General features: G+C 42.0%; 26 protein-coding genes, 7 pseudogenes and 1 other annotated feature. All 33 genes and pseudogenes read right to left on the reverse strand.

The window, feature by feature from the left end:
* Positions 1-3: 3 nt before the first annotated feature.
* The 33 genes and pseudogenes from rplR to sigH all read right to left on the reverse strand — a co-directional run bounded on the left by rplR (position 4) and on the right by sigH (position 26,392).
* A complete protein-coding gene (gene rplR, locus NDM98_RS21015; RefSeq protein WP_251611480.1) occupies positions 4-366 on the reverse strand; it encodes a 50S ribosomal protein L18 in 363 nt (120 codons plus the stop codon).
* Between the two features lie 34 nt (positions 367-400).
* A complete protein-coding gene (gene rplF, locus NDM98_RS21020) occupies positions 401-937 on the reverse strand; it encodes a 50S ribosomal protein L6 (RefSeq protein WP_251611481.1) in 537 nt (178 codons plus the stop codon).
* Between the two features lie 32 nt (positions 938-969).
* Complete coding sequence (gene rpsH, locus NDM98_RS21025) at positions 970-1,368, reverse strand: 30S ribosomal protein S8 (RefSeq protein ID WP_251611482.1); 399 nt, start codon at positions 1,366-1,368, stop codon at positions 970-972.
* Positions 1,369-1,397: 29 nt separating this feature from the next.
* Complete coding sequence (locus tag NDM98_RS21030; protein ID WP_251611483.1) at positions 1,398-1,583, reverse strand: type Z 30S ribosomal protein S14; 186 nt, start codon at positions 1,581-1,583, stop codon at positions 1,398-1,400.
* A gap of 30 nt (positions 1,584-1,613) precedes the next feature.
* A pseudogene (rplE, locus tag NDM98_RS21035) lies at positions 1,614-2,154 on the reverse strand (50S ribosomal protein L5).
* Positions 2,155-2,183: 29 nt separating this feature from the next.
* Positions 2,184-2,496: pseudogene (gene rplX / locus NDM98_RS21040) on the reverse strand (50S ribosomal protein L24).
* A gap of 45 nt (positions 2,497-2,541) precedes the next feature.
* Complete coding sequence (gene rplN, locus NDM98_RS21045) at positions 2,542-2,910, reverse strand: 50S ribosomal protein L14 (RefSeq protein WP_251611484.1); 369 nt, start codon at positions 2,908-2,910, stop codon at positions 2,542-2,544.
* A gap of 34 nt (positions 2,911-2,944) precedes the next feature.
* Positions 2,945-3,205, reverse strand: a complete 261-nt coding sequence (gene rpsQ, locus NDM98_RS21050; RefSeq protein WP_251611485.1) for a 30S ribosomal protein S17 — start codon at positions 3,203-3,205, stop codon at positions 2,945-2,947.
* 16 nt (positions 3,206-3,221) lie between these two features.
* On the reverse strand, positions 3,222-3,425 hold the full coding sequence (gene rpmC / locus NDM98_RS21055; protein WP_203090893.1) for a 50S ribosomal protein L29: 204 nt from the start codon (positions 3,423-3,425) through the stop codon (positions 3,222-3,224).
* Positions 3,415-3,849 (reverse strand): 50S ribosomal protein L16, encoded by a 435-nt coding sequence (gene rplP, locus NDM98_RS21060; RefSeq protein WP_251611486.1) that lies wholly within the window; start codon positions 3,847-3,849, stop codon positions 3,415-3,417. Before rplP ends, rpmC begins: the two co-directional genes overlap by 11 nt.
* A gap of 2 nt (positions 3,850-3,851) precedes the next feature.
* Positions 3,852-4,511, reverse strand: coding sequence for a 30S ribosomal protein S3 (gene rpsC, locus NDM98_RS21065; RefSeq protein WP_251611487.1), 660 nt, complete (start codon positions 4,509-4,511; stop codon positions 3,852-3,854).
* A gap of 3 nt (positions 4,512-4,514) precedes the next feature.
* Entirely contained in the window at positions 4,515-4,856 is a 342-nt protein-coding gene (gene rplV / locus NDM98_RS21070; RefSeq protein ID WP_251611488.1) for a 50S ribosomal protein L22, read from the reverse strand.
* Between the two features lie 26 nt (positions 4,857-4,882).
* Positions 4,883-5,162: pseudogene (rpsS, locus tag NDM98_RS21075) on the reverse strand (30S ribosomal protein S19).
* Positions 5,163-5,225: 63 nt separating this feature from the next.
* Complete coding sequence (gene rplB, locus NDM98_RS21080) at positions 5,226-6,056, reverse strand: 50S ribosomal protein L2 (protein ID WP_251611489.1); 831 nt, start codon at positions 6,054-6,056, stop codon at positions 5,226-5,228.
* Positions 6,057-6,083: 27 nt separating this feature from the next.
* A complete protein-coding gene (gene rplW / locus NDM98_RS21085) occupies positions 6,084-6,371 on the reverse strand; it encodes a 50S ribosomal protein L23 (protein WP_251611490.1) in 288 nt (95 codons plus the stop codon).
* Positions 6,371-6,994, reverse strand: a complete 624-nt coding sequence (gene rplD / locus NDM98_RS21090; protein ID WP_251611491.1) for a 50S ribosomal protein L4 — start codon at positions 6,992-6,994, stop codon at positions 6,371-6,373. The genes rplW and rplD overlap by 1 nt, the downstream gene beginning before the upstream one ends.
* Positions 6,995-7,023: 29 nt before the next feature.
* Entirely contained in the window at positions 7,024-7,653 is a 630-nt protein-coding gene (rplC, locus tag NDM98_RS21095) for a 50S ribosomal protein L3 (protein WP_251611492.1), read from the reverse strand.
* A gap of 84 nt (positions 7,654-7,737) precedes the next feature.
* Positions 7,738-8,046 (reverse strand): 30S ribosomal protein S10, encoded by a 309-nt coding sequence (rpsJ, locus tag NDM98_RS21100; RefSeq protein WP_143850525.1) that lies wholly within the window; start codon positions 8,044-8,046, stop codon positions 7,738-7,740.
* A gap of 999 nt (positions 8,047-9,045) precedes the next feature.
* The gene (gene tuf / locus NDM98_RS21105; protein WP_251611493.1) at positions 9,046-10,236 is read right to left on the reverse strand and encodes an elongation factor Tu; all 1,191 of its coding nucleotides are present in this window, start codon (positions 10,234-10,236) and stop codon (positions 9,046-9,048) included.
* Positions 10,237-10,360: 124 nt separating this feature from the next.
* On the reverse strand, positions 10,361-12,439 hold the full coding sequence (gene fusA / locus NDM98_RS21110; RefSeq protein ID WP_251611494.1) for an elongation factor G: 2,079 nt from the start codon (positions 12,437-12,439) through the stop codon (positions 10,361-10,363).
* Between the two features lie 106 nt (positions 12,440-12,545).
* Positions 12,546-13,017: pseudogene (gene rpsG / locus NDM98_RS21115) on the reverse strand (30S ribosomal protein S7).
* Between the two features lie 38 nt (positions 13,018-13,055).
* Positions 13,056-13,477: pseudogene (rpsL, locus tag NDM98_RS21120) on the reverse strand (30S ribosomal protein S12).
* A 108-nt stretch (positions 13,478-13,585) separates the two neighbouring features.
* The gene (locus NDM98_RS21125; RefSeq protein WP_251611495.1) at positions 13,586-13,834 is read right to left on the reverse strand and encodes a 50S ribosomal protein L7ae-like protein; all 249 of its coding nucleotides are present in this window, start codon (positions 13,832-13,834) and stop codon (positions 13,586-13,588) included.
* An 89-nt stretch (positions 13,835-13,923) separates the two neighbouring features.
* Positions 13,924-17,547: a DNA-directed RNA polymerase subunit beta' gene (gene rpoC / locus NDM98_RS21130; protein WP_251611496.1), complete on the reverse strand. Its 3,624-nt coding sequence runs from the start codon at positions 17,545-17,547 to the stop codon at positions 13,924-13,926.
* A 121-nt stretch (positions 17,548-17,668) separates the two neighbouring features.
* Positions 17,669-21,208, reverse strand: a complete 3,540-nt coding sequence (gene rpoB, locus NDM98_RS21135; RefSeq protein ID WP_251611497.1) for a DNA-directed RNA polymerase subunit beta — start codon at positions 21,206-21,208, stop codon at positions 17,669-17,671.
* A gap of 258 nt (positions 21,209-21,466) precedes the next feature.
* The gene (locus NDM98_RS21140; protein WP_251611498.1) at positions 21,467-22,069 is read right to left on the reverse strand and encodes a class I SAM-dependent methyltransferase; all 603 of its coding nucleotides are present in this window, start codon (positions 22,067-22,069) and stop codon (positions 21,467-21,469) included.
* Between the two features lie 75 nt (positions 22,070-22,144).
* A pseudogene (gene rplL, locus NDM98_RS21145) lies at positions 22,145-22,514 on the reverse strand (50S ribosomal protein L7/L12).
* Between the two features lie 68 nt (positions 22,515-22,582).
* Positions 22,583-23,083: a 50S ribosomal protein L10 gene (gene rplJ / locus NDM98_RS21150; RefSeq protein ID WP_251611499.1), complete on the reverse strand. Its 501-nt coding sequence runs from the start codon at positions 23,081-23,083 to the stop codon at positions 22,583-22,585.
* Positions 23,084-23,122: 39 nt separating this feature from the next.
* Positions 23,123-23,252 (reverse strand) — a sequence feature (ribosomal protein L10 leader region).
* Between the two features lie 55 nt (positions 23,253-23,307).
* Complete coding sequence (gene rplA / locus NDM98_RS21155) at positions 23,308-24,003, reverse strand: 50S ribosomal protein L1 (RefSeq protein ID WP_251611500.1); 696 nt, start codon at positions 24,001-24,003, stop codon at positions 23,308-23,310.
* 118 nt (positions 24,004-24,121) lie between these two features.
* Positions 24,122-24,547: a 50S ribosomal protein L11 gene (rplK, locus tag NDM98_RS21160; RefSeq protein WP_251611501.1), complete on the reverse strand. Its 426-nt coding sequence runs from the start codon at positions 24,545-24,547 to the stop codon at positions 24,122-24,124.
* Positions 24,548-24,704: 157 nt separating this feature from the next.
* Positions 24,705-25,238 carry a transcription termination/antitermination protein NusG gene (gene nusG / locus NDM98_RS21165; RefSeq protein WP_251611502.1) on the reverse strand — a complete coding sequence of 178 codons (534 nt, stop codon included), beginning with the start codon at positions 25,236-25,238 and terminating at the stop codon, positions 24,705-24,707.
* A gap of 75 nt (positions 25,239-25,313) precedes the next feature.
* Positions 25,314-25,493, reverse strand: coding sequence for a preprotein translocase subunit SecE (gene secE, locus NDM98_RS21170; RefSeq protein ID WP_285804105.1), 180 nt, complete (start codon positions 25,491-25,493; stop codon positions 25,314-25,316).
* A 310-nt stretch (positions 25,494-25,803) separates the two neighbouring features.
* Positions 25,804-26,392: pseudogene (sigH, locus tag NDM98_RS21175) on the reverse strand (RNA polymerase sporulation sigma factor SigH).
* Positions 26,393-26,471 lie beyond the last annotated feature (79 nt).

Genomic DNA, 26,471 nt, shown 5'->3' on the forward strand with positions numbered 1-26,471 from the left:
TTCTTAGAATTTCAGACAAGCCTCGCGAGCTGCATCTGCAAGTGTTTGTACACGTCCGTGATAGATGTATCCGCCACGGTCAAAAACGATTGTTTCGTGTCCTTTTTCCACTGCACGTTTTGCTACAAGAGAACCAACTTTTTCAGCTGCTTCTTTGTTCGCACCGTTCTTAAGGTCAAGTTCTTTATCTAAAGAAGAAGCTTGAGCCAAAGTTACACGATTCACATCATCGATCAACTGAGCGTAGATGTGTTTCGAAGAACGGAAAACGTTAAGACGTGGACGTTCAGGCGTACCAGTAATGGCGCGACGAACGTGAGCATGTCTTTTCTTACGTGCCTGATTTTTGTTCGGCTTCGTAATCATTAAACGTCATTCCTTTCGCTAACTAATTAATTAATTATTTACCTGTTTTTCCTTCTTTGCGGCGAACATTTTCACCTTCGTAGCGAATTCCTTTACCTTTGTAAGGCTCAGGTAGACGAACAGCACGGATGTTAGATGCAAGAGCACCAACAGCTTGCTTATCAATCCCTTTAACAACTACTTTTGTATTTGAAGGAACTTCAACTTCGATTCCTTCAGCAGGAACGATCTCAACTGGGTGAGAGTATCCAACGTTAAGAACAAGTTTGTTTCCTGATTTAGAAGCACGGTAACCTACACCTACAAGCTCAAGTCCACGTTCGAAGCCTTTAGTTACACCTTCAACCATGTTGTTGATCAAGCTACGTGTTGTACCATGAAGAGCGCGGTGCTCTTTGTGATCCGATGGGCGTTCAACCGTGATCTCTTTTTCTTCTACGTTTACTTTCATGTCCGGGTGCAAATCGCGGCTCAGTTCACCTTTAGGACCTTTTACTTTAATAAAAGTACCTTCTAGTGTAACTGTAACATCACCAGGAACTTCAATTGGTTTTCTACCAACTCGGGACATACATTACACCTCCATTCGATTCAAACACACTCTTACCAAACGTAAGCCAGTACTTCTCCACCGACTTGCTGTTGACGAGCATCTTTGTCTGTCATAAGACCTTTTGATGTTGATACAAGCGCAATTCCAAGTCCGCCAAGTACACGAGGAAGTTCCCCTGATTTAGCATAGACACGAAGTCCTGGCTTGCTGATACGTTTAAGGCCAGTGATTACACGTTCGTTAGTCGAACCGTATTTAAGGAAAATACGAATCACACCTTGTTTGCTGTCTTCGATATATTCAAAATCGCGAATGAAACCTTCACGCTTCAAAATATCGGCAATTTCTTTTTTAATCGTTGAAGCTGGCAGCTCAAGCTTCTCGTGACGAACAAGGTTAGCGTTACGAATACGAGTAAGCATATCTGCGATAGGATCTGTCATAACCATGTTTAATTACCTCCTTCCCGTTCTAGGTATTACCAGCTTGCTTTTTTAACGCCAGGAATTTGTCCTTTATAAGCGAGATCTTTAAAGCAAATACGGCAAAGTTTAAATTTCTGTAATACTGAGTGCGGACGTCCACATTTTTCACAACGTGTATATTCTTGCACTTTAAATTTAGGTTTACGCTTTTGTTTTGCGATCATTGATTTTTTTGCCAATGTATTCCCTCCTATTCAAGAAGACTTAACTTACTTTTGAAACGGCATACCCATTTGAGTTAGCAATTCACGTGCTTCTTCATCAGACTGAGCAGTCGTTACGATAACGATATCCATTCCACGTACTTTATCTACTTTATCGTAGTTAATTTCAGGGAAAATTAGTTGTTCTTTCACACCAAGTGTGTAGTTACCGCGACCGTCAAAAGCTTTCTTTGAGATCCCACGGAAGTCACGAACACGTGGAAGAGATACACTAACTAATTTATCAAGGAAATCATACATACGTTGTCCGCGAAGTGTAACTTTAGCGCCGATTGGCATACCTTCACGAAGTTTAAAACCAGCAATTGATTTCTTAGCTTTAGTGATAACTGGTTTTTGACCAAGCGATCTCAGTTAATTCCTCAACTGCTTTATCAAGTGCTTTTGCATTTGATACGGCTTCACCAACACCCATGTTGATTACGATTTTATCTAGTTTCGGAACCGCCATCGTTGAGCTGTACTTAAACTTTTCAACTAGAGATGGAGCGATTTCTTGAGAGTACTTTTCTTTTAAACGACTCATTTATTGGGGCCTCCTTTCAAACGTGTTGATTACTTGTCTAGCGCTTCGCCAGAACGTTTTGCAACCCGTACTTTTTTACCGTTCTCTTCTTTATATCCAACACGTGTGCGCTCTCCTGATTTAGGATCAACGTGCATCACGTTAGATGAATGAATTGATGCTTCTTGGTTAAGGATGCCGCCTTGTGGATTATCCTGAGATGGCTTCGCGTGTTTCTTAACAAGGTTTACACCTTCAACAAGCACACGGCTCTTCTTAGGAAAAGCTTCAAGAACAACTCCTTGCTTACCTTTGTCTTTACCAAGCGATCACGATTACTGTGTCACCTTTTTTGACATGCATGTTTGACATATTTGCACCTCCCTGGGTCTTGCATTCAATCGTTACTTACAGAACTTCCGGAGCAAGAGAAACAATCTTCATGAATTGGTTATCGCGAAGTTCACGAGCAACCGGTCCAAAGATACGAGTTCCGCGCGGGCTCTTATCATCACGTACGATTACAGCTGCATTCTCATCAAATTTGATGTATGAACCGTCATTACGACGAGCACCTGTTTTAGTACGAACGATTACCGCTTTAACAACTTCACCCTTTTTGACAACGCCACCTGGTGTTGCTTGTTTTACAGAACAAACAATTACATCACCAATGTTAGCAGTCTTACGTCCAGAACCACCTAGAACTTTAATACATAGTACTTCACGAGCACCAGAGTTATCTGCGACTTTTAAACGGGATTCCTGTTGAATCATATGAATTTACCTCCCTTCGAATCAAAAGCTTCTATTAAATGATAACCGCTTCTTCAACGATTTCTACTAGACGAAAACGTTTGTCCTTAGATAGCGGACGAGTTTCCATGATTCGAACGATGTCACCAGCTTTAGCAGTGTTCTCTTCATCATGGGCTTTAAGTTTCTTTGAATATTTAACACGTTTTCCGTACAAACGATCTTTCTTGTAAGTTTCAACAAGAACACTGATGGTTTTATCCATTTTGTCGGAAACAACGCGACCTTGATATACCTTACGTTGGTTGCGTTCCATTTAGCAAACCTCCTCTTTAGCCGTTATTAATTCCAAGCTCACGCTCACGCAAAACGGTCTTTGTACGAGCGATTCCTTTACGTACCTCGCGGATACGTGATGGATTATCTAATTGACCAGTTGCTAGTTGAAAGCGAAGGTTAAATAACTCCTCTTTCAATGTTTGAGTCTGTTTTTCAATCTCAGCAGTGGTTAAATTACGGATATCATTAGCTTTCATTTGCGTCACCACCCAATTCTTCACGTTTTACAAACTTAGTTTTGAGCGGCAATTTGTGAGAGGCAAGACGAAGAGCTTCACGAGCAACTTCTTCTGATACTCCAGAGATTTCAAACATAATCTTACCAGGTTTCACAACAGCAACCCATCCTTCAGGTGCCCCTTTACCAGAACCCATTCGAACTTCTAAAGGCTTTGCAGTGTATGGCTTAGAAGGGAAAATCTTGATCCAAACCTTACCACCACGCTTCATGTAACGAGTCATAGCAATACGAGCAGCTTCGATCTGACGGTTTGTCACCCAAGAAGCTTCTGTAGCTTGTAGTCCGAACTCACCAAAGTGAACTTCAGTACCACCTTTTGCACGACCACGCATTTTTCCGCGATGTTCGCGACGATATTTAACACGTTTAGGTAATAACATGATTATTTGCCTCCTTCCTCTTTTTTAGTTCCTTTCGTTGGAAGGACTTCACCACGATAAATCCAGATTTTAACACCGATTTTACCATAAGTGGTATCTGCTTCTGCTGTACCATAATCGATATCAGCACGAAGTGTATGAAGTGGAACTGTTCCTTCGTTGTAATGCTCAGAACGCGCGATATCTGCTCCACCAAGACGGCCAGATACTTGCGTTTTAATTCCTTTAGCGCCAGAACGCATAGTACGTTGAATCGATTGTTTCATCGCACGACGGAAAGAGATACGATTCTCAAGTTGACGAGCAATATTTTCAGCAACAAGCTTAGCATCAAGATCAGCTTGCTTGATTTCAAAGATGTTAATGTGAACTCTTTTACCAGTTAGGTCGTTTAGCGCTTTACGAAGAGCTTCAACCTCTGATCCACCTTTACCAATAACCATTCCTGGTTTAGCAGTAGAGATAGTGATGTTCACACGATTAGCAGCACGCTCGATTTCTACTTTAGAAACGGATGCTTCTTTTAAGCGACTCTCAACATAGTCACGGATTTTAATATCTTCGTGAAGTAGGTTTGCATAGTCTTTATCTGCGTACCATTTAGACTCCCAGTCACGAATAACACCAACCCGAAGACCTATCGGATTAATTTTTTGACCCATGCGTTATCCCTCCTTCTTTTCAGTTACTACAATCGTAATATGGCTACTACGTTTGTTAATTTTGCTTGCACGTCCCATCGCACGAGGGCGGAAACGTTTAAGAGTTACACCTTCATCAACAAAGGCTTCACTAATAACAAGGTTATTAGGCTCCATCTCGTAATTGTGTTCTGCATTAGCAATAGCTGAATTCAGCAGCTTTTCTACTACCGGCGAGGCAGCTTTTGGAGTGTGACGTAAAATAGCCACTGCTTCTCCAACATTTTTGCCGCGAATCAAGTCTATAACCAAACGCACTTTACGAGGAGCAATACGAATTTGTTTTGCTACAGCTTTAGCTTGCATGGTCTTAAACCTCCTCTCTTCAATCCTTAACGTCTAGTTTTTCTATCGTCAGCAGCGTGACCTTTGTAAGTACGGCTTGGTGCGAATTCGCCCAAGCTTATGACCTACCATATCTTCAGATACGTATACCGGTACATGCTTACGACCATCATAGATTGCAAATGTATGACCGACGAAATCAGGAAAGATGGTTGAACGACGAGACCAAGTTTTAATTACTTTCTTATCGTTAGTTTCGTTAAGAGCTTCAACTTTTTTCATCAGATGACCATCAACAAAAGGTCCCTTTTTCAAACTACGGCTCATGAGATTACCTCCTCCCGTGATTGGCAACCGGCTCCCGGACTTGAGAACCGAAGCCATATCGCGTTATTTTTTGCGACGACGTACAATGTACTTGTCAGATTGGTTGTTCTTCTTACGTGTTTTGTATCCAAGAGTTGGTTTACCCCAAGGAGACATTGGAGACTTACGTCCGATTGGTGATCTACCTTCACCACCACCGTGTGGGTGATCGTTAGGGTTCATTACAGATCCACGAACCGTTGGGCGCTTGCCTAACCATCTAGAACGACCAGCTTTACCGATGTTCACAAGTTCGTGCTCAAGGTTACCAACTTGACCGATTGTAGCACGGCAAGTAGATAGGATGTAACGAGTTTCCCCTGACTTCAGACGAACAAGTACATACTGTCCTTCTTTACCAAGAAGTTGAGCTTCTGCACCAGCAGAACGAACTAGCTGACCACCTTTTCCTGGACGAAGTTCGATGTTGTGAATAATAGTACCGACTGGGATATTGATAAGTGGAAGAGTGTTACCCACTTTGATATCTGATTCTGCACCTGATTCTACAACAGTTCCGACCTTAAGGCCTTTTGGAGCTAAGATATAACGTTTTTCACCATCTGCATAGTGAAGCAACGCGATATTAGCAGAACGGTTTGGATCGTACTCGATTGTAGCAACGCGTCCTGGAATTCCATCTTTGTTACGTTTGAAATCAACAATACGGTATTGACGTTTGTGTCCGCCACCTTGGTGACGTACTGTCAATCTACCTTGGTTGTTACGTCCGCCTTTTTTGTGTAAAGGAGCAAGTAACGACTTTTCCGGCTTATCCGTCGTAAGTTCAGCAAAGTCAAGTACTGACATGCCACGACGACCGGCACTGGTTGGTTTATACTTTTTAATGGCCATGTTTAATTCCCTCCTTCTTTGTTAATGTTACCCTTCAAAGAAGTCTAGTTCTTTACTTTCAGGCGTTAATGTAACAATAGCTTTTTTACGGCGAGCCGTGTAGCCAGTGTAACGTCCGAAACGTTTTGACTTCCCTTTGGAGTTAATTGTATTGACATTAGAAACCTTTACTTCAAAGATTTCTTCAACAGCTGATTTAATTTGAGTCTTGTTCGCACGAACATCAACTTCAAATGTGTATTTCTTATCTTCCATCAGATCAGTTGAACGTTCAGTAATGATAGGGCGCTTTAAGATATCACGAGCGTTTGACATTATGCAAGCACCTCCTCTACCTTTTCAACAGCCGCTTTTGTTAAAACAAGCTTGTCGTGCTTAAGCACATCAAGAACATTAACAGAATCAGCAGTTAAAACTGTTACATTAGGAAGATTACGACTTGATAGTTCTACGTTCTCATTGTAGTCAGAAACAACAACAAGAGCTTTTTTAGCAATAGAAAGTCCAGACAAGACTGCTGCCATGTCTTTTGTTTTTACTGCATCAAATTTAAGATCTTCAAGCACAACAACTTCAGAAGCTAGCACTTTGCTAGATAGAGCTGATTTGATAGCCAAACGACGAACCTTCTTAGGAAGATTGAAGCTATAGCTACGTGGTGTTGGTCCAAAGACTACTCCACCGCCTACCCATTGTGGTGAACGGATAGAACCTTGACGAGCACGTCCTGTACCTTTTTGGCGCCATGGTTTACGACCGCCTCCACGTACTTCAGAACGTCCTTTAGTTTTGTGTGTTCCTTGACGAAGTGATGCTTGTTGCATTACAACCGCGTCATGTAAAACACTCTCATTTGGTTCAATTCCAAAAACGGAATCAGCTAGCTCGATATCGCCAACCTCTGAACCAGTTTGATTAAATACTGTAACTTTCGGCATGATGTGGCCTCCTTTCTTCTATAGATCGATTAGTTAGCTTTAACTCCGGACTGAATCGCTACATAGCCTTTTCTAGCTCCAGGAACATTTCCTTTTACAAGAAGAAGATTACGTTCAGCGTCAACCTTTACAATTTCAAGGTTCTGGATAGTCTTTGTTTCTCCACCCATACGTCCAGGAAGAAGTTTCCCTTTAAATACACGGTTTGGAGCAACAGGACCCATTGAACCCGGACGACGGTGGTAACGTGAACCATGGGACATCGGTCCGCGAGATTGGTTATGACGCTTGATAGCACCTTGGAAACCTTTCCCTTTAGATGTTCCAGTTACGTCTACGATATCGCCCTCTGTAAATGTTGTTACGCTAAGCTCTTGTCCGACTTCATAGTCATCTAGAGTAACGTTACGGATTTCCTTGATGTAGCGCTTAGGAGTCGTTTGGGCTTTTGCTGCATGCCCTTCTGACGGTTTCGTTGTGTTGTTTTTCTTCTGGTCAGCAAATCCTAGTTGGATCGCTTCGTAACCATCAGAATCAACTGTTTTCTTTTGCAAAACCACGTTTGGTTCAGCTTCAATTACTGTTACTGGGATGACTTCGCCATTCTCAGCAAATACCTGAGTCATACCGATTTTTCTACCTAAGATTCCTTTGGTCATCCGTTACACCTCCTATATTAATAGATAATTTATTGTTTGCCATTTTATTGAGAGCGGCATTGCCGCTTGAAAGCAGGTTATGAATTATAGTTTGATTTCAATGTCAACGCCAGACGGTAAGTCCAAACGCATCAACGCATCCACAGTTTGTGGTGTTGGATTCACAATATCAATCAAACGCTTATGTGTACGCATCTCGAATTGCTCACGAGAATCTTTGTACTTATGCACAGCACGAAGAACCGTGTACACTGATCTCTCAGTTGGAAGCGGAATTGGTCCTGATACACTTGCACCCGAACGTTTTGCCGTTTCTACGATTTTCTCTGCTGATTGGTCCAAAACACGGTGATCATAAGCTTTTAAACGAATACGAATCTTTTGCTTTGCCATTATAGCCCCTCCTTTATCGTCCATTTTTATAAACAGACATACTCCGCGAAAATTATCAACACTCTGCCATGGCAATGGGGCCGGGTGTATCAGCAACCTTCCGCATCATCGATGTCAATGCAGCACTCACTTCCATTTTCCCTGTTCTAAAATAGAACAAGATAAATATAGTTTGGGCACACTTCTACTATTATAATGACTTAGTCTTATAAATGCAAGGAGTTTCGAAAAGAAATTTATTGATAGACCAAGGTTTTTCTGAATTTCTTTTTTGATGATGGTAAAGATGCTACTGATAACCTTAAAAGACATTGACAGGGACCCCGTCTATGGCTTAACGATAGATATGGAAGAACGGGTAATCTGCAGTCGAGCCGCTACCGGGATGGAGGGCACGCTTTCCGCGGAAAGGCGTTGAACTAAACTGGCTAGCGCCATTTTATTTCAACCTTGCCTTTTAGTCCCGCAGGAGTCGGCCTCCCCATCCCGTCCGCTATGTCAGTGCGTCATATTTTTAAAGAATATCAACGGATTTTTACCTAGTTAATTAAATCTTATTAAAGGGATATTAAGAAAAAGAATAGAAGTATTCATCTACTTTTCAGAGATAGTAACGTATGAAGTAGTAGATAGGAAACAGTTTGACACAAAACGAAACAAACGAATCTTAAAATCAACAATTTGAATTAAAAGAATAACTTATAAAGAGGAACAAATCTATTGATTAAATTGACAGCATTACTATATTGAAATCCTCTGATCTGAATGTCACTCAATTTCATTTATAAATCAGCGCAAGACTTAGACGGTGACTTCCTGGAGCTGAGGCTCACAAGTGGCCCGGCCAAATCTCTTTTACTTGTGATGAACAGAAAAACCGAATCATTAAGTGATTTACACAACTTAATGATTCGGTTTTGTCATTCTTTTGCGTTTCTTACCTAGGCTCTTTTCCCCAAAAGAAAAAGCACTCCAATTTGGAGTGCTTTTCATGTGTTATTACTTCTGGATAGAAGCTACAACACCAGATCCAACTGTACGTCCACCTTCACGAATTGAGAAACGAGTTCCCTCTTCGATCGCGATTGGAGCGATAAGCTCAACAGTCATCTCAGTGTTATCACCAGGCATTACCATTTCAACGCCTTCTGGAAGGTGTACAACACCCGTTACGTCAGTTGTACGGAAGTAGAACTGAGGACGGTAGTTTGTGAAGAATGGAGTGTGACGTCCACCCTCGTCTTTAGATAGTACATAAACTTCAGAAGTGAAGTTAGTGTGTGGAGTGATTGTACCTGGCTTAGCAAGTACTTGACCACGTTGGATATCATCACGTGATACTCCACGTAGAAGAGCTCCAATGTTGTCACCAGCTTCAGCATAGTCAAGAAGCTTACGGAACATCTCAACACCTGTAACAGTTGTTTTCTTAGCATCTTCGTTGATACCAATGATTTCGATTTCGTCACCAACGTTAAGTTGACCACGCTCTACACGACCAGTCGCAACAGTACCACGACCAGTGATTGAGAATACGTCCTCTACAGGCATCATGAATGGCTTTTCAGTGTCACGCGGTGGAGTAGGAATATACTCATCAACTGCGTTCATAAGCTCGATGATTTTTTCTTCGTAATCTGCATCACCTTGAAGGGCTTTAAGTGCAGAACCTTGGATAACTGGAACGTCATCACCAGGGAAGTCATACTCAGAAAGAAGATCACGAACTTCCATTTCTACAAGCTCAAGAAGCTCTTCGTCGTCTACCATGTCACATTTGTTTAAGAATACAACAAGTGCAGGTACACCTACGTTACGAGAAAGTAGGATGTGCTCACGAGTTTGTGGCATTGGACCGTCAGCAGCAGATACTACTAGGATTCCTCCGTCCATTTGTGCAGCACCAGTGATCATGTTTTTAACATAGTCAGCGTGTCCTGGGCAATCTACGTGTGCGTAGTGGCGAGAATCAGTTTCATATTCAACGTGAGCTGTAGAAATTGTGATTCCACGCTCGCGCTCTTCTGGAGCACCATCAATAGCGTCATACGCCATTGCTTGACCTTTACCAGAACGCTTAGCAAGTACAGTTGTAATTGCAGCAGTTAGTGTCGTTTTACCATGGTCAACGTGTCCAATAGTACCGATATTGGCATGTGTTTTGGAACGATCGAATTTTTCTTTACCCATGATTCATTTCCTCCCTTTAATTGAACAATTCATTTATTTTTTTTAAGAAAGATGGAACTCCCTAGGGGTGTTGTACATCATCCTTAGCTTACAACAAAATACTTCTAGAAACAATCCGGAAAGGTTACTCTCCTGTTTGTTTCTTAATAATCTCAGCTGCCACACTCTTCGGTACTTCTTCATAATGATCAAAGAACATTGAGTACGTACCGCGACCTTGTGTACGTGAACGAAGAGATGTTGCATACCCAAACATTTCTGCAAGAGGTACAAACGCTTTAACAGTTTGTGCGTTACCGCGTGCTTCCATTCCTTCAACGCGTCCACGACGAGCTGTTACATCTCCCATAATGTCACCCATGTACTCTTCAGGTACAACAATCTCTACCTTCATAAGTGGCTCAAGAAGAACCGGGTTACACTTGGTTTTGGCATTTTTCAAAGCCATTGATGCAGCAATCTTAAAGGCCATCTCATTGGAATCGACGTCATGGTAAGAACCATCATAAAGACGAGCTTTAATGTCGATTAAAGGGAAGCCAGCAATCATACCGTTATCAAGTGCTTCTTCAATACCTGCTTGAACCGCTGGTACGTATTCACGAGGAACAACCCCACCAACAATTCCGTTCTCAAATTCAAAGCCTGCGCCCTCTTCGTTAGGAGAGAACTCAATCCATACGTGACCAAACTGTCCACGTCCACCAGATTGACGAACGAATTTACCTTCAACCTGTGCAGCTTGACGAATTGTCTCACGATATGAAACTTGAGGTGCACCAACATTCGCTTCAACTTTGAATTCGCGTCTCATACGGTCAACAATGATATCAAGGTGAAGTTCACCCATACCACCAATGATCGTTTGACCCGTTTCTTCATCCGTATGCGTTTTGAATGTTGGATCTTCTTCAGCAAGCTTAGCTAATGCCATACCCATTTTATCTTGGTCAGCTTTAGACTTAGGCTCAACTGAAAGGTGAATAACTGGTTCTGGGAAGTCCATTGATTCTAAGATAACAAGGTTCTTCTCATCACAAAGTGTATCACCAGTAGTCGTATCTTTAAGACCTACAGCAGCAGCAATATCACCAGAGTAAACCGTAGAGATTTCCTCACGTGAGTTTGCGTGCATTTGTAGGATACGTCCTACACGCTCACGCTTGTCTTTTGTTGAGTTACGAACATAAGAACCAGAGTCAAGCGTACCAGAGTAAACACGGAAGAATGTTAGTTTACCAACATAAGGATCCGTCATTACTTTAAAAGCAAGTGCAGAGAACGGCTGGTCATCACCAGGCTCACGTGTGATTTCTTCTTCAGAATCAGGCACATGTCCCGTGATAGCACGAACGTCAAGTGGTGATGGTAGATAAGCAAGAACCGCGTCTAGCATAAGCTGAACACCTTTGTTCTTAAATGCAGATCCACAGATTACAGGATAGAATTCAACGTTACACGTTCCTTTACGGATCGCTGCTTTGAGTTCTTCTTTTGAAATCTCTTCACCCTCAAGATATTTCATTGTTAAGTCTTCATCAAGCTCAGCAACAGCTTCGATTAATGATTCGTTAAGTTTCTCAGCTTGTTCTTTATACTCAGCAGGAATTTCAGTTGTTTCCCATTCCTTACCAAGGTCATCTTTGTAGATGTGTGCTTCCATTTCGATTAGGTCAATGATTCCAGTGAAATCATCTTCCGCACCGATTGGTAGCTGAATTGGGTGTGCGTTTGCTTGCAAACGATCACGCAATGTTCCAACAGAATACATGAAGTCCGCGCCTGTTTTATCCATTTTGTTAACGAATACTACACGGGGAACACCATATGTTGTTGCTTGACGCCATACAGTCTCTGTTTGCGGTTCAACACCTGATTGTGCATCTAGTACCGCAACAGCTCCATCCAATACGCGAAGTGAACGTTCAACTTCAACAGTGAAGTCTACGTGTCCTGGTGTATCGATGATGTTAATACGATGGCCTTTCCATTGAGCTGTTGTCGCAGCAGACGTGATTGTAATTCCACGCTCTTGCTCTTGCGCCATCCAGTCCATTTGAGAAGCACCTTCGTGAGTTTCACCGATTTTATGAACACGACCTGTGTAAAACAGGATACGTTCAGTTGCAGTTGTTTTACCGGCATCAATGTGTGCCATGATCCCGATATTACGCGTATCTTTTAAGGAGAACTCTCTTGCCATAGTGTATTTCTCCTTCCTCAACGGTTAGATGATGTACAAAAAGTCAGGTTAAATAGCTGTGCTCTTTAATCCTGCTTTTTGAAACACCTTTATTTTGTTTACGATCTTACCAGCGATAGTGAGCAAATGCTTTGTTTGCTTCAGCCATTTTATGCGTATCTTCGCGTTTCTTAACAGAAGAACCAGTGTTGTTAGCAGCATCAAGAATTTCGTTAGCAAGACGCTCTTCCATGGTTTTCTCACCGCGTAGACGTGCATAGTTTACCAACCAAGCGTAGACCTAAAGTTGTACGACGCTCAGGCTTTACTTCAATCGGTACTTGATAGTTTGTACCACCAACACGGCGGGCTTTAACTTCAAGAACTGGCATGATGTTTTTAAGCGCTTGGTCAAATACTTCCATAGGATCGTTTCCGCTACGTTCTTTCACTGTATCAAACGCATTATAAAGAATCGTTTGAGCAATTCCTCTCTTTCCGTCAACCATAATACGGTTAATTAAACGGGTTACAAGCTTAGAATTGTAGATCGGATCTGGTAATACGTCACGACGTGGGACTGGACCTTTACGAGGCATAGTTTCCCCTCCTTTCGAATAATAGGTGATTTAATAAATTATTTCTTTTCTTTTGGCTTTTTCGTACCATATTTCGAACGACCTTGCATACGGTTTTGAACGCCAAGCCGTATCAAGTGCGCCACGAACGATGTGATAACGTACCCCTGGTAAATCCTTCACACGTCCGCCACGAATAAGTACTACACTGTGCTCTTGTAGGTTGTGTCCGATACCTGGAATGTAAGCTGTAACTTCAATTCCGTTAGTCAAACGAACACGCGCATATTTACGAAGGGCCGAGTTCGGCTTCTTCGGAGTCATAGTACCAACACGTGTGCATACTCCACGTTTTTGTGGTGAAGATACGTTTGTTTGGGACTTTTTGAAACTGTTAAATCCTTTGTTAAGCGCTTGGAGAATCTGATTTCTTCCCTTTGCTTTCACGGCCTTTACGGATTAACTGATTAATAGTAGGCATGATGATCCCCCTTCCCTCTAAAATAAGACCACTGATCCTGGTGGTTCATGTTTAGGCAAAAGTAATGTTTTTGCCAAACGGACGACACCGATCGGCAAAAACATTATATTACTTCCTTAACGCTACAGTGGCTGCGCCGACATCAATTCCGCAAGCTTTTCCAAGCTTCCTCATTGAATCGACATATACAATCGGAATGCGCTTTGTCTGAGCTTTAAGCTCAGCCTGACTGACAATTCTACTATCAGCATCACTGGCAATAACAAGCTCACTAACAAGATCGTTGTCGAGCGCTTTAAGTGTCTGTTTCACACCAACGAATGGGTTTGATCCCTGTTCTACTTTTTCATAAGACATACGATATCCTCCAAAGCAACAGGTCTTCAGGCACACTTTGATATCTTAACACCCGGATATATGCGTGTCAACCACCTATAGTGCTTTTTTTATTCTTGTGTGATCATTTCTTCAAGCATTGCTTCTGCCTGTTCTTCAGGCGTCTGCTTTGTATGCTCAGAATGAATGCTCAAGTTACGGTAACGTTGCATTCCAGTACCGGCCGGAATCAGCTTACCAATAATAACATTCTCCTTAAGTCCAAGTAACTCATCACGTTTACCTTTGATTGCAGCATCCGTAAGAACACGAGTTGTTTCTTGGAATGATGCAGCTGATAAGAATGAGTCTGTCTCAAGAGACGCTTTGGTAATACCAAGAAGAACCGGACGTCCAGTAGCTGGGTTTTCTCCGTTGATAAGAACACTTGTATTCTCATCATTAAACTTCTGGATTTCGATTAATGCACCAGGAAGTACTTTGGTATCTCCGGAATCAGTCACACGGATCTTACGAAGCATTTGGCGAACCATAACCTCAACGTGTTTGTCTCCAATTTCTACCCCTTGCATACGGTATACCTTCTGAACTTCTTTAAGAAGATATTCCTGTACTCCATTCATACCTTTAACCTTCAGAAGCTCTTTTGGATCAACCGAACCTTCAGTAATGCTTTCACCAGCGACAACATGATCTCCTACTGAAACTCTGATTCGAGCACCATAAGGAATCGCGTATGCTTTTGTTTCAAGCTCACTTTTCACTGTAATCTCACGTTTGTCTCCATCTTTAAAGTCGATAATTTCACCATCAACTTCAGAGATAACCGCTTGACCTTTTGGATTACGAGCTTCAAATAGCTCTTGGATACGCGGAAGACCTTGTGTGATATCGTCCCCTGCTACACCACCTGTGTGGAATGTACGCATCGTAAGCTGTGTTCCTGGCTCACCAATGGATTGGGCAGCGATGATTCCAACTGCTTCTCCCACTTCAACGTCGCTTCCTGTTGCCAGGTTACGTCCGTAACACTTCTTACACACACCATGGCGTGTATTACATGTGAATACTGAACGAATGGTAACAGCTTCAACACCAGCATCAACAATTGTTTTCGCTGTATCTTCACCAATTAGCCCGTTTTTACCGATAAGAACATCATTTGATTCTGGATGACGGACTGTTTTAAAGGCCACACGACCAACTAGACGGTCATATAAACCTTCAATAACTTCATTTCCTTCTTTAATTGCTTGAACCTGAAGTCCACGGTCGGTACCACAATCATCTTCACGTACGATAACATCCTGTGCTACGTCTACTAGACGACGAGTCAGGTAACCTGAGTCAGCGGTCTTAAGTGCTGTATCCGCAAGACCCTTACGTGCACCGTGAGTAGAGATAAAGTACTCGAGTACTGTTAAACCTTCACGGAAACTTGATTTGATCGGAAGTTCAATGATACGTCCTGATGGATTCGCCATCAGTCCACGCATACCCGCAAGCTGCGTAAAGTTAGATGCGTTACCACGAGCTCCTGAATCACTCATCATGAAGATTGGGTTACTGCGATCTAATGTACCCATAAGCTTATTCTGGATAACATCTTTCGCTTCACTCCAGATAGAGATAACACGATCATAACGCTCTTCCTCCGTGATTAGACCACGACGGAATTGTTTAAGGATACGTTCAACCTTTTCCTCTGCTTCAGCAAGAATAACTTTTTTCTCTGCAAGAACAACGATATCCGCTACCCCTACAGTGATACCTGCTTTAGTAGAGTACTTAAATCCAAGATCCTTCATACGGTCAAGCATCTTAGAGGTTTCAGTAATCTTAAACTTCTTGAATACCTCAGCAATGATGTTTCCTAGGAAGCCTTTTTTAAACGGAAGGATTACTTCACGCTCAGTTAGCTCCTTTTTCACATCTGTAGAACTCGGCACAAGGTATTTAGATGGAGTTGCTACGCTAAGATTGTAATCAGTCGGCTCATTCATGTAAGGGAATGACTCAGGTAGAATTTCGTTGAAAATCAATTTTCCGACTGTTGTTAAAATCAGCATCTTTTCTTGCTCTTCAGTAAAGTTCGATTTACCTAAAGAAGAAACCGGCACAGCTACACGTGTGTGCAGATGTACATACCCATTCTGATAAGCAATAATCGCTTCGTTTGAATCTTTAAAAGTTGAACCTTGTCCTTTAGCATCATCACGTTCTAGCGTTAGGTAATAGTTACCCAATACCATATCCTGTGAAGGTGTAACAACTGGTTTACCGTCCTTCGGGTTTAGGATGTTCTGTGCTGCAAGCATTAAAATACGTGCTTCAGCTTGTGCTTCTGCAGATAGTGGTACGTGAACAGCCATTTGGTCACCATCAAAGTCAGCATTATATGCTGTACATACGAGTGGGTGAAGCTTAATTGCACGACCTTCTACAAGAATCGGTTCAAACGCTTGAATTCCAAGACGGTGAAGTGTTGGTGCACGGTTTAGTAAAACTGGATGCTCACGAATAACTTCTTCAAGTACATCCCATACTTCCGGCTGAACACGTTCTACCTTACGTTTTGCACTCTTGATGTTGTGAGCAAGACCTTTACTTACAAGTTCTTTCATCACAAAAGGTTTAAATAGCTCAAGTGCCATTTCCTTAGGAAGTCCACACTGATACATTTTCAAATGTGGTCCTACAACGATAACCGAACGACCAGAGTAGTCAACACGCTTACCAAGTAAGTTCTGACGGAAACGACCTTGCTTCCCTTTAAGCATATGAGAAAGAGATTTTAACGGACGGTTACCCGGTCCTGTAACAGGTCTTCCACGACGACCATTATCGATTAAGGCATCGACTGCTTCCTGAAGCATACGTTTTTCATTTTGAACAATGATATTCGGTGCTCCAAGATCAAGTAGACGCTTCAAACGGTTATTACGGTTAATTACTCGACGATACAAGTCATTTAAGTCAGAAGTTGCAAAACGACCACCATCAAGCTGTACCATTGGACGAAGCTCAGGTGGAATAACCGGAAGCACATCAAGTACCATCCAAGATGGCTCATTGCCAGAATGACGGAATGCTTCAAGAACTTCTAGACGCTTAATTGCACGAGTACGACGTTGACCTTGTGCAGTAAGTAGCTCTTCTTTTAGTGAATCAACTTCTTTTTGAAGATCAATATCAGCTAAAAGCTTACGGATCGCTTCTGCACCCATTTGCGCAGTAAAACCACGACCATATTTATCGTAATATGCTCTATATTCTTTCTCAGAAAGCAGTTGTTTCTTTTCAAGAGGTGTATCACCTGGATCCGTTACAACATACGATGCAAAGTAAATGACTTCTTCCAACGAACGTGGAGACATATCAAGAACTAAGCCCATACGACTTGGGATTCCTTTGAAGTACCAAATGTGAGATACAGGAGCAGCAAGTTCAATGTGACCCATACGCTCACGACGAACTTTAGCACGAGTGACTTCAACGCCACAACGATCACATACTACACCTTTATAACGAACACGTTTGTATTTACCACAGTGACATTCCCAGTCTTTTGTAGGACCAAAAATACGCTCGCAGAACAAACCGTCCTTCTCAGGTTTTAGTGTACGGTAATTAATGGTTTCCGGTTTTTTCACTTCACCTCTAGACCACGAACGAATCTTATTAGGTGATGCGAGACCTATTTTCATATACTCGAAGTTATTGACATCTAGCAAGGGGTTAACCTCCCTTTTGATTTCCGTATCTGTAATTCTTTCTGTCTAACAACACTTACAAAGCAGAAAATGAAAGCAACAGGGAGAGTGTCTAACATCTCCCGGTTGCTCATACTATTCTTTACGCCTTAGCACTTGGCTCAAAGTTCAAATTCAGCTTATCGTTTCCTTGTTCTTCTTCATCATCAAGCTCTCTCATTTCAATCTCTTCTTCGTTGCTAGAGAGCATTTTCACGTCCATACCAAGTGATTGAAGCTCTTTAATCAGAACTTTAAAGGATTCAGGTACTCCTGGTTCAGGAACATTCTCACCTTTTACAATGGCTTCGTATGTTTTCACACGACCAACCACGTCATCTGATTTCACTGTCAGGATCTCCTGAAGTGTATAAGCAGCACCATATGCCTCAAGTGCCCAAACCTCCATCTCACCAAAACGCTGTCCACCAAATTGAGCTTTACCACCCAATGGCTGTTGCGTAACAAGTGAATAAGGTCCAGTTGAACGAGCGTGCAACTTATCATCAACCATGTGAGCAAGTTTGATCATGTACATAATACCTACAGAGATACGGTTATCAAACGGCTCACCTGTACGTCCATCATATAGCACTGTCTTACCATCACGTGCCATGCCCGCTTCTTCAAGCGTACCCCAAACATCTTCCTCACGCGCTCCATCAAATACTGGAGATGCAACGTGGATACCAAGCTTACGAGCAGCCATTCCTAAATGAAGCTCAAGCACTTGTCCGATGTTCATACGAGAAGGTACCCCTAGTGGGTTTAACATGATGTCAATTGGTGTGCCATCAGGTAGGTACGGCATATCTTCCTCTGGAAGGATACGCGAGATAACCCCTTTGTTTCCGTGACGACCGGCCATTTTATCCCCTTCATGAATCTTACGCTTTTGTACGATGTAAACACGTACTAGCTGATTCACACCAGGTGGTAATTCATCTCCATCTTCACGATTGAAGATCTTAACATCAAGCACAATACCGTCTCCACCATGAGGTGCACGAAGTGATGTATCACGTACTTCACGTGCCTTCTCACCAAAGATTGCATGAAGTAGACGTTCCTCAGCTGTTAGTTCCGTTACTCCCTTAGGTGTAACCTTACCAACTAGAATATCACCGTCTTTAACTTCTGCACCGGTACGGATGATGCCGCGCTCATCCAGATTACGTAGTGCATCTTCACCAACGTTTGGAATATCACGAGTGATTTCCTCTGGTCCAAGCTTTGTATCTCTAGCATCAGATTCATATTCTTCAATGTGAATCGATGTATACACATCATCTTTTACAAGGCGCTCACTTAAAATGATCGCATCCTCATAGTTGTAACCTTCCCATGTCATGAAACCAACCATAACGTTACGGCCTAGAGCCATTTCGCCTTTTTCCATGGAAGGACCATCGGCAAGGATTTCACGCTTATCAACAATGTCGCCCTCTGCAACAATAGGACGTTGATTGTAACTTGTTCCTTGGTTAGAACGAATGAACTTTTGAAGACGGTATTTATCAAGGTCACCTTTTACATCCTGTCCGTCAACTTCTTCAATGCGACGAACCCAGATTTCCTTAGCCGTTACACGTTCAACTTCTCCACGGAACTTGGAAACAACCGCAGCTCCAGAGTCTCTTGCTGACACATGCTCCATACCTGTTCCAACAATCGGAGACTCAGGTACTAAAAGCGGAACAGCTTGACGCTGCATGTTCGCACCCATTAGGGCACGGTTGGAGTCATCGTTTTCTAGGAACGGGATACATGAAGTCGCGGCAGAAACAACCTGCTTAGGCGATACATCCATATAATCTAAACGTTCACGAGCAACAACTGTATTTTCTCCACGGAAACGAGCAATAATATTGTCATCAACAAATGCGCCATCTTCTGTTAACTTTGCATTCGCCTGTGCGACAACATAGTTATCCTCTTCATCCGCAGTTAGATAATCAATTTGTTTAGTAACCATACCTGTTTCAGGATCAACCCGACGGTATGGAGTCTCCATAAAGCCAAACTCATTCACCTTCGCATATGAAGATAAAGAGTTAATTAGACCAATGTTTGGTCCCTCTGGCGTTTCAATCGGACACATACGACCATAGTGAGAGTAGTGAACGTCACGAACTTCAAATCCAGCCCGCTCCCTTGTTAAACCACCGGGTCCGAGTGCAGATAGTCTACGTTTATGTGTCAGCTCAGCTAGTGGATTTGTTTGATCCATAAACTGAGAAAGCTGAGAACTACCAAAGAACTCTTTAATTGATGCGATTACTGGACGAATGTTAATTAACGCCTGTGGAGTAATCATATTTGGATCTTGGATCGACATTCTCTCACGTACAACCCGCTCCATACGAGATAGACCAATACGGAACTGATTTTGTAAGAGCTCCCCTACTGAACGTAGACGACGGTTTCCAAGGTGATCAATATCATCTGTATCGCCAACACCGTGTAAAAGGTTAAAGAAATAGCTGATAGCTGAAATGATATCTGATGGTGCGATATGCTTCACATCACGCTCTACCATTCCGTTACCAATAACATCTATTACTTGTTCACCTTCGCGATCACTCGGCGCATAGATTTTTACAGACTGGATATTAATCTCCTCGTCCTCAATAACGCCACCAGACGTGTACACTTTCTTGAAACCAACATTATTCTCTAAGTAAGGAATAATACGGTCAAGTGTACGACGATCAAGTACTGTACCCTCTTCAGCTAAAATTTCTCCTGTTTCTGGGTCTACTAACGTTTCAGCAATGCGTTGGTTAAAGAGACGATTTTTTATATGAAGCTTTTTATTCATCTTGTAGCGTCCAACATTCGCTAGGTCATAACGCTTCGGATCAAAGAAACGAGAATCAAGTAGACTCTTCGCATTTTCAACCGTTGGCGGCTCACCAGGGCGTAAACGCTCATAGATTTCTAGTAATGCTTTTTCTGTGCTGTCTGTGTTGTCTTTCTCAAGAGAATTACGAAGATACTCGTTCTCTCCAAGAAGATCGACCATCTCTTGATCCGAACCGAATCCAAGAGCACGCAAAAGAACCGTCACTGGTATTTTTCTTGTGCGGTCTATCCGGACGTAAACAATATCCTTTGCATCCGTTTCAAGCTCAAGCCACGCTCCACGGTTCGGGATGACAGTAGCAGTAAACCCTTTTTTTCCGTTTTTGTCTGTTTTTTGACTGTAATATACGCTTGGGGAACGAACCAGTTGCGAAACAATTACTCGCTCTGCTCCATTAATGACAAACGTACCGGTATCTGTCATAAGAGGGAAGTCGCCCATAAACACTTCCTGCTCTTTAACTTCACCTGTTTCTTTGTTAATCAAACGAACCTTCACACGCAAAGGAGCAGCAAACGTTACATCACGTTCTTTTGACTCCTCTACAGGATATTTCGGTTCTCCCAGGCTGTAGTCAATAAATTCCAAAACCAAGTTACCTGTGAAATCTTGGATTGGTGAAATGTCCTGGAACATCTCACGTAGTCCTACATCAAGAAACCATTGGTAGGAAGCTGTCTGAATTTCAATCAAGTTAGGAAGTTCCAATACCTCATTGATTCTCGCGTAGCTTCTACGCTGGCGGTGACGTCCATACTGAATTAGTTGTCCTGCCAACTGATTCACCCCTTAAATCTCGCGTTATAGTATCTAAAAAAGGCAAACAAAAATCTTACTAAAAGATGATTGAATGACCATTGTTCAAAAAAACTGACCTCACTTTACAATCATGCCACAATCAGAGCAAACTGATTATAGCAGTATAACCAAATTTATCTAGTCGTATTCCTTATAAAATAGCGATTTTACCGACTTCAACTAGAAAAATAGGCAATTGTACGCATTAAATGATAATACCACAAGGTAAATAATGAGTCAATTTTTTCTTGCTCGAATAATAAAATATCCTTTGTTTTTTTCCACAATCTCTACTTCATCAAAGAGTTGACCAAGTTTTTCAAGCGTTGAAGGTGCTCCTTGTTTCTTTTGAATCACTACCCAAAGCTCTCCACCCGTTTGTAAATGGGCATATGCTTGTTCATAAATTAAAAAAACTAACGCCTTACCAGCGCGTATTGGTGGATTGGTTACAATACCGGCATATTCATTATGCGGTACATGTTCAAACCCATCACTCTCATAAACCACGGCATTTTCCACTCGGTTTTGTCTTGCATTTAATCTCGCTAATGTGCATGCCCGCTCATTGACATCAATTAAATGCACCACTCGTTCGGGGTCAACTCTTGCAAGAGTTAATCCAATTGGCCCATATCCACAGCCAACATCAAGTAGATCCCCCTCTATTTCAGGGAATTGAAAATGCTCGATCAGCGTCCTGCTCCCAAAATCTACTTCATGCTTCGAGAAAACTCCCCTATCTGAAGTCAGACGCATTGTGTAACCACGTAAATCGGCAGTCCACGTCTTTTGCTCGCTTTGTGTACTTGGTTTGTTTGAATAATAGTGTTCAGACATCGTAACCCTCCATCCTGTTTTACCTATGGACAAAAAAAGACTCGCTATGGCGCGAGCCTTTTCTTATTCAACTAATTACTTAACTTCAACAGAAGCTCCTGCTTCTTCAAGCTTAGCTTTAACTTCGTTAGCTTCGTCTTGAGAAACGCCTTCTTTGATTGAAGCTGGAGCACCATCAACAAGTGCTTTCGCTTCTTTAAGACCAAGACCAGTTACTTCACGAACTGCTTTGATTACGTTGATTTTAGAACCACCAGCAGATTCAAGAATTACGTCAAATTCAGTTTGCTCAGCAGCAGCTTCGCCAAGCGCCAGCACCTGCAGCAGCTACAGGAGCAGCAGCAGTAACACCGAATTCTTCTTCAATAGCTTTTACTAGATCGTTAAGTTCAAGAACTGTCATTTCTTTGATTGCACCAATGATTTCTTCATGCGTTTTAGTCATTTGTAAATCCTCCTTGTTTTATAGGTGATTTTTCACCTTTGTTTGTTATTAGTTAGCAGGCAACTCTATTAAGCGCCTTGCTCTTCCTTTTGTTCTGCAACTGCTTTAGTAACAAGTGCAAAGTTACGAACTGGTGCTTGAAGCACACTAAGAAGCATAGAAAGAAGTCCATCACGAGATGGAAGCTCAGCCAACGCCTTGATTTGCTCAAGAGAAGCAACCTGACCTTCAATTACACCAGCTTTGATTTCTAACGCTTCATGTTTCTTAGCGAATTCGTTAAGAATCTTAGCAGGAGCAATAACGTCTTCTTTACTGAATGCGATCGCAGTAGGACCTACAAGCTGCTCATCAAGAGCAGTAAGTTCAGTCTCAGCCGTAGCACGACGAGTCATTGAGTTCTTGTATACTTTGAATTCAACACCAGCATCACGCAACTGTTTACGAAGTTCCGTTACTTCAGAAACGGAAAGTCCACGATAATCAACAACAACTGTTGACTGGCTTTCACGAAGCTTAGTAGCGATATCAGAAACAACCTGTTTCTTAGCATCAATTACTTTACTCATACATACACCTCCTGTTAGTCTTTTACGTTTATACCGCACATAAGCATATAAAAAGCCCTCATGCAGACATGAGGGCGTATGGATTCTAATGAAAAGAATCTATCGCTTACCTCGGCAGGATATTAAGCTAATAAGCCCCTGCTGTCTACGGTATAATCATTTTGTTTGTGCATTCATTGCGCACTTCAAGAAGTATACAGAATGAACACTCATGTTGTCAACGTTTATTTAGAAAGAGATGAAACGTTCACGCGAATTCCAGGACCCATTGTAGATGCAATTGCTACGTTACGCATATACGTACCTTTAGCAGCACTAGGCTTAGCTTTTAGCAATGTATCAATGATTGTCTTGAAGTTCTCAACAAGTTTGTCATCCTCAAATGACACCTTACCGATTGGCACGTGTACGTTACCGGATTTTTCAACACGGTACTCTACTTTACCAGCTTTGATTTCGTTAACAGCTTTTGTTACATCAAATGTAACAGTACCTGTTTTAGGGTTTGGCATTAGGCCTTTTGGTCCAAGTACACGACCAAGCTTACCAACTTGAGCCATCATGTCTGGAGTAGCTACGATTACATCAAAATCAAACCAACCTTGGTTGATTTTGTTGATGAAATCCTCTTCTCCAACATAGTCAGCACCAGCAGCTTCAGCTTCTTTAGCTTTATCACCTTTAGCAAAAACTAGAACGCGTTGTGTTTTACCTGTACCATTTGGAAGCACAACTGCTCCACGGATTTGTTGATCCGCTTTTTTCGGGTCTACACCCAAACGAACAGCAACTTCAACAGACTCGTCAAATTTAGCTGTTGCTGTTTTCTTAACAAGTTCAATCGCTTCTGCTGGAGAATACGTAGTATCCTTATCAACCAGCTTTAGAGCTTCTTGATACTTTTTACCTTTTTTAGCCATGATTCTTTTCCTCCTCAATTGTGGTTTTAACGGATAGTCCTCCCACTACAGAAGGTTGCGCCCTGTCTAACAGGTAAGAGGAATAACCCTCAATCGCAACCTCCAGTAAACGGAACAATTAATCTTCGATCGTAATTCCCATGCTACGAGCTGTTCCTTCAACCATACGCATAGCGGATTCAACATTCGCTGCGTTGAGATCTGGCATCTTAGTTTCAGCAATCTCGCGCACTTTATCACGCTTAACAGTTGCAACTTTATTTCGGTTCGGCTCTCCAGAACCAGACTCGATTCCAGCTGCTTTTTTAAGCAATACCGCTGCAGGCGGAGTTTTTGTGATGAACGTAAAAGAACGATCCTCAAAAACTGTAATCTCAACAGGAATGATAAGACCTGCTTGATCAGAAGTACGAGCGTTAAATTCTTTACAGAAACCCATAATATTCACACCTGCTTGACCCAATGCAGGACCAACCGGTGGAGCTTGGATTCGCTTTCCAGCAGGGATTTGCAATTTAACCATTTTAATTACCTTTTTAGCCACGTGACACACCTCCTTAAGTCCGTGATGTGGTTATCCGGATGATTTTCATCCTCCCACTCAAAAAACGGATGCATTCATGCACCCGATGGCTCATGTTATCAAACCATATCAAACATGAAAATTCTATCACCTTCGCAGATAGATATCAAGTCATTTTTTAAATCTTTTCTACTTGGTTATAATCAAGCTCAACCGGAGTCTCGCGTCCAAACATGTTCACATGAACCTTAATCTTTTGTTTTTCCACTTGAATTTCTTCAATTGTTCCAACAAAATTCGCAAAGGGACCTTCTTTCACTTTCACAGATTCTTTGATATCAAAATCAATTTCTGCTCGTGGTTGTTCAACGCCCATCTGCTTAAGGATACTTTCAACCTCATCAGGAAGAAGAGCCGTTGGTTTAGAACCAACGCCAGAAGAACCGACAAATCCAGTTACTCCAGGTGTATTACGAACAACATACCAAGAGTCATCTGTCATAATGATTTCTACCAACACGTAACCAGGAAATACTTTGCGGGTTACGGTTTTTGTCTTACCATTTTTTACTTCTGTTTCTTCTTCAACAGGAACAAGCACTCGAAAGATCTTATCTGCCATATCCATAGATTCCACACGCTTTTCAAGATTTGCTTTAACCTTGTTTTCATAACCTGAATACGTATGAACTACATACCAATTTTTCTCCATTGTGGCTAGGACCAGCTAGTCCTATTCGCCTCCTTTCTAGTACTCATTTCATGCTCTAATAATACGACCGCACTCCTAGAGTAGGCGAACTAATTCCGAAATTCCCAAATCTACCACTGCAAAAAAGACAGTCATAATCGCAACGGTTGCAAGAACCACTAGTGTGTAACGTGTGAGTTCTTTGCGCGTTGGCCAACTGACTCTTCTCATCTCTTGAGCAACACTTTGAAAGAAATTACCTAATTTACCGGCCAAGGGAACACCTCCAGCACCATATAATTATGGTCATGATCAAGTCTATCTAAACAGCCGCATTCCGAAGACAAGATTCCTCAAAATAAAAAAAGAACCGCTGCATTCATTCAAATGCGGTTTAGTACAAAGACGCTATAAAAGTCGTTTCCTTATTCACAGAGATTAGTAACAGTCTATATCAATAAAGAGAACAATTATAATTACACATGCTCTTTGATACTAGCATGTCAAGAAATTTGTGTCAATCTTTGGTTAATGATTTTCAAAGCAAAAACGGCACATTGCTCCAAGCCTTGTACCGTTATTGATTCTATAGCGTAACACCTTTTAATTCCACGTAACGCTCCAAGCTTACGTTTCACCCGTTGCAGCGCATTATCGATTGATTTCACATGACGATTAAGATCAGACGAAATCTCTTGATAGGTTCTGCCATCTAGATAAAGCAGAAGGACTTGCTGTTCTAATTCACTGAGGATTTCCCCCATTTTTAATTCAATATTTTCAAACTCTTCTTGATTGATGAGAAGCTCTTCTGGATCCGTCACTCGATTTCCACAAATGACATCAAGTAATGTGCGATCTGACTCCTCGTCATAAAGAGGTTTGTCTAGAGACACATAGGAGTTGAGGGGGATATGCTTTTGCCTGGTAGCCGTCTTAATAGCAGTAATAATCTGCCGTGTGATACACAACTCCGCGAACGCCTTAAAGGAGGATAGCTTGTCCCCATTAAAGTCTCGTACAGCCTTATACAGACCTATCATTCCCTCTTGAACAATATCTTCATGATCAGCGCCAATCAAAAAATACGATCGTGACTTAGCACGAACAAAATTCTTATATTTGTTAATTAGATATTCAAGTGCCTGAGTATTTCCGAGTCTTACTTGTTCCACGAGAAAGCTATCATCAGCCTGTTCAAATCCGTTACCAGGCTTTGTAAAAGTTGGTTCAAGCTGAAGCTCTGCAGTCACA

Origin of the sequence: Alkalicoccobacillus plakortidis, from assembly GCF_023703085.1 — a bacterium.
Taxonomy (GTDB): Bacteria; Bacillota; Bacilli; order Bacillales; family Bacillaceae_D; genus Alkalicoccobacillus; species Alkalicoccobacillus plakortidis.

Coding starts and splice junctions, on each gene's coding strand:
- rplR (WP_251611480.1), bottom strand. CDS start 366: ATGATTACGAAGCCGAACAAAAATCAGGCACGTAAGAAAAGACATGCT.
- rplF (WP_251611481.1), bottom strand. CDS start 937: ATGTCCCGAGTTGGTAGAAAACCAATTGAAGTTCCTGGTGATGTTACA.
- rpsH (WP_251611482.1), bottom strand. CDS start 1,368: ATGGTTATGACAGATCCTATCGCAGATATGCTTACTCGTATTCGTAAC.
- rplN (WP_251611484.1), bottom strand. CDS start 2,910: ATGATTCAACAGGAATCCCGTTTAAAAGTCGCAGATAACTCTGGTGCT.
- rpsQ (WP_251611485.1), bottom strand. CDS start 3,205: ATGGAACGCAACCAACGTAAGGTATATCAAGGTCGCGTTGTTTCCGAC.
- rpmC (WP_203090893.1), bottom strand. CDS start 3,425: ATGAAAGCTAATGATATCCGTAATTTAACCACTGCTGAGATTGAAAAA.
- rplP (WP_251611486.1), bottom strand. CDS start 3,849: ATGTTATTACCTAAACGTGTTAAATATCGTCGCGAACATCGCGGAAAA.
- rpsC (WP_251611487.1), bottom strand. CDS start 4,511: ATGGGTCAAAAAATTAATCCGATAGGTCTTCGGGTTGGTGTTATTCGT.
- rplV (WP_251611488.1), bottom strand. CDS start 4,856: ATGCAAGCTAAAGCTGTAGCAAAACAAATTCGTATTGCTCCTCGTAAA.
- rplB (WP_251611489.1), bottom strand. CDS start 6,056: ATGGCCATTAAAAAGTATAAACCAACCAGTGCCGGTCGTCGTGGCATG.
- rplW (WP_251611490.1), bottom strand. CDS start 6,371: ATGTCAAACGCTCGTGATATCTTAAAGCGCCCTATCATTACTGAACGT.
- rplD (WP_251611491.1), bottom strand. CDS start 6,994: ATGCCGAAAGTTACAGTATTTAATCAAACTGGTTCAGAGGTTGGCGAT.
- rplC (WP_251611492.1), bottom strand. CDS start 7,653: ATGACCAAAGGAATCTTAGGTAGAAAAATCGGTATGACTCAGGTATTT.
- rpsJ (WP_143850525.1), bottom strand. CDS start 8,046: ATGGCAAAGCAAAAGATTCGTATTCGTTTAAAAGCTTATGATCACCGT.
- tuf (WP_251611493.1), bottom strand. CDS start 10,236: ATGGGTAAAGAAAAATTCGATCGTTCCAAAACACATGCCAATATCGGT.
- fusA (WP_251611494.1), bottom strand. CDS start 12,439: ATGGCAAGAGAGTTCTCCTTAAAAGATACGCGTAATATCGGGATCATG.
- NDM98_RS21125 (WP_251611495.1), bottom strand. CDS start 13,834: ATGTCTTATGAAAAAGTAGAACAGGGATCAAACCCATTCGTTGGTGTG.
- NDM98_RS21140 (WP_251611498.1), bottom strand. CDS start 22,069: ATGTCTGAACACTATTATTCAAACAAACCAAGTACACAAAGCGAGCAA.
- rplJ (WP_251611499.1), bottom strand. CDS start 23,083: ATGAGTAAAGTAATTGATGCTAAGAAACAGGTTGTTTCTGATATCGCT.
- rplA (WP_251611500.1), bottom strand. CDS start 24,003: ATGGCTAAAAAAGGTAAAAAGTATCAAGAAGCTCTAAAGCTGGTTGAT.
- nusG (WP_251611502.1), bottom strand. CDS start 25,238: ATGGAGAAAAATTGGTATGTAGTTCATACGTATTCAGGTTATGAAAAC.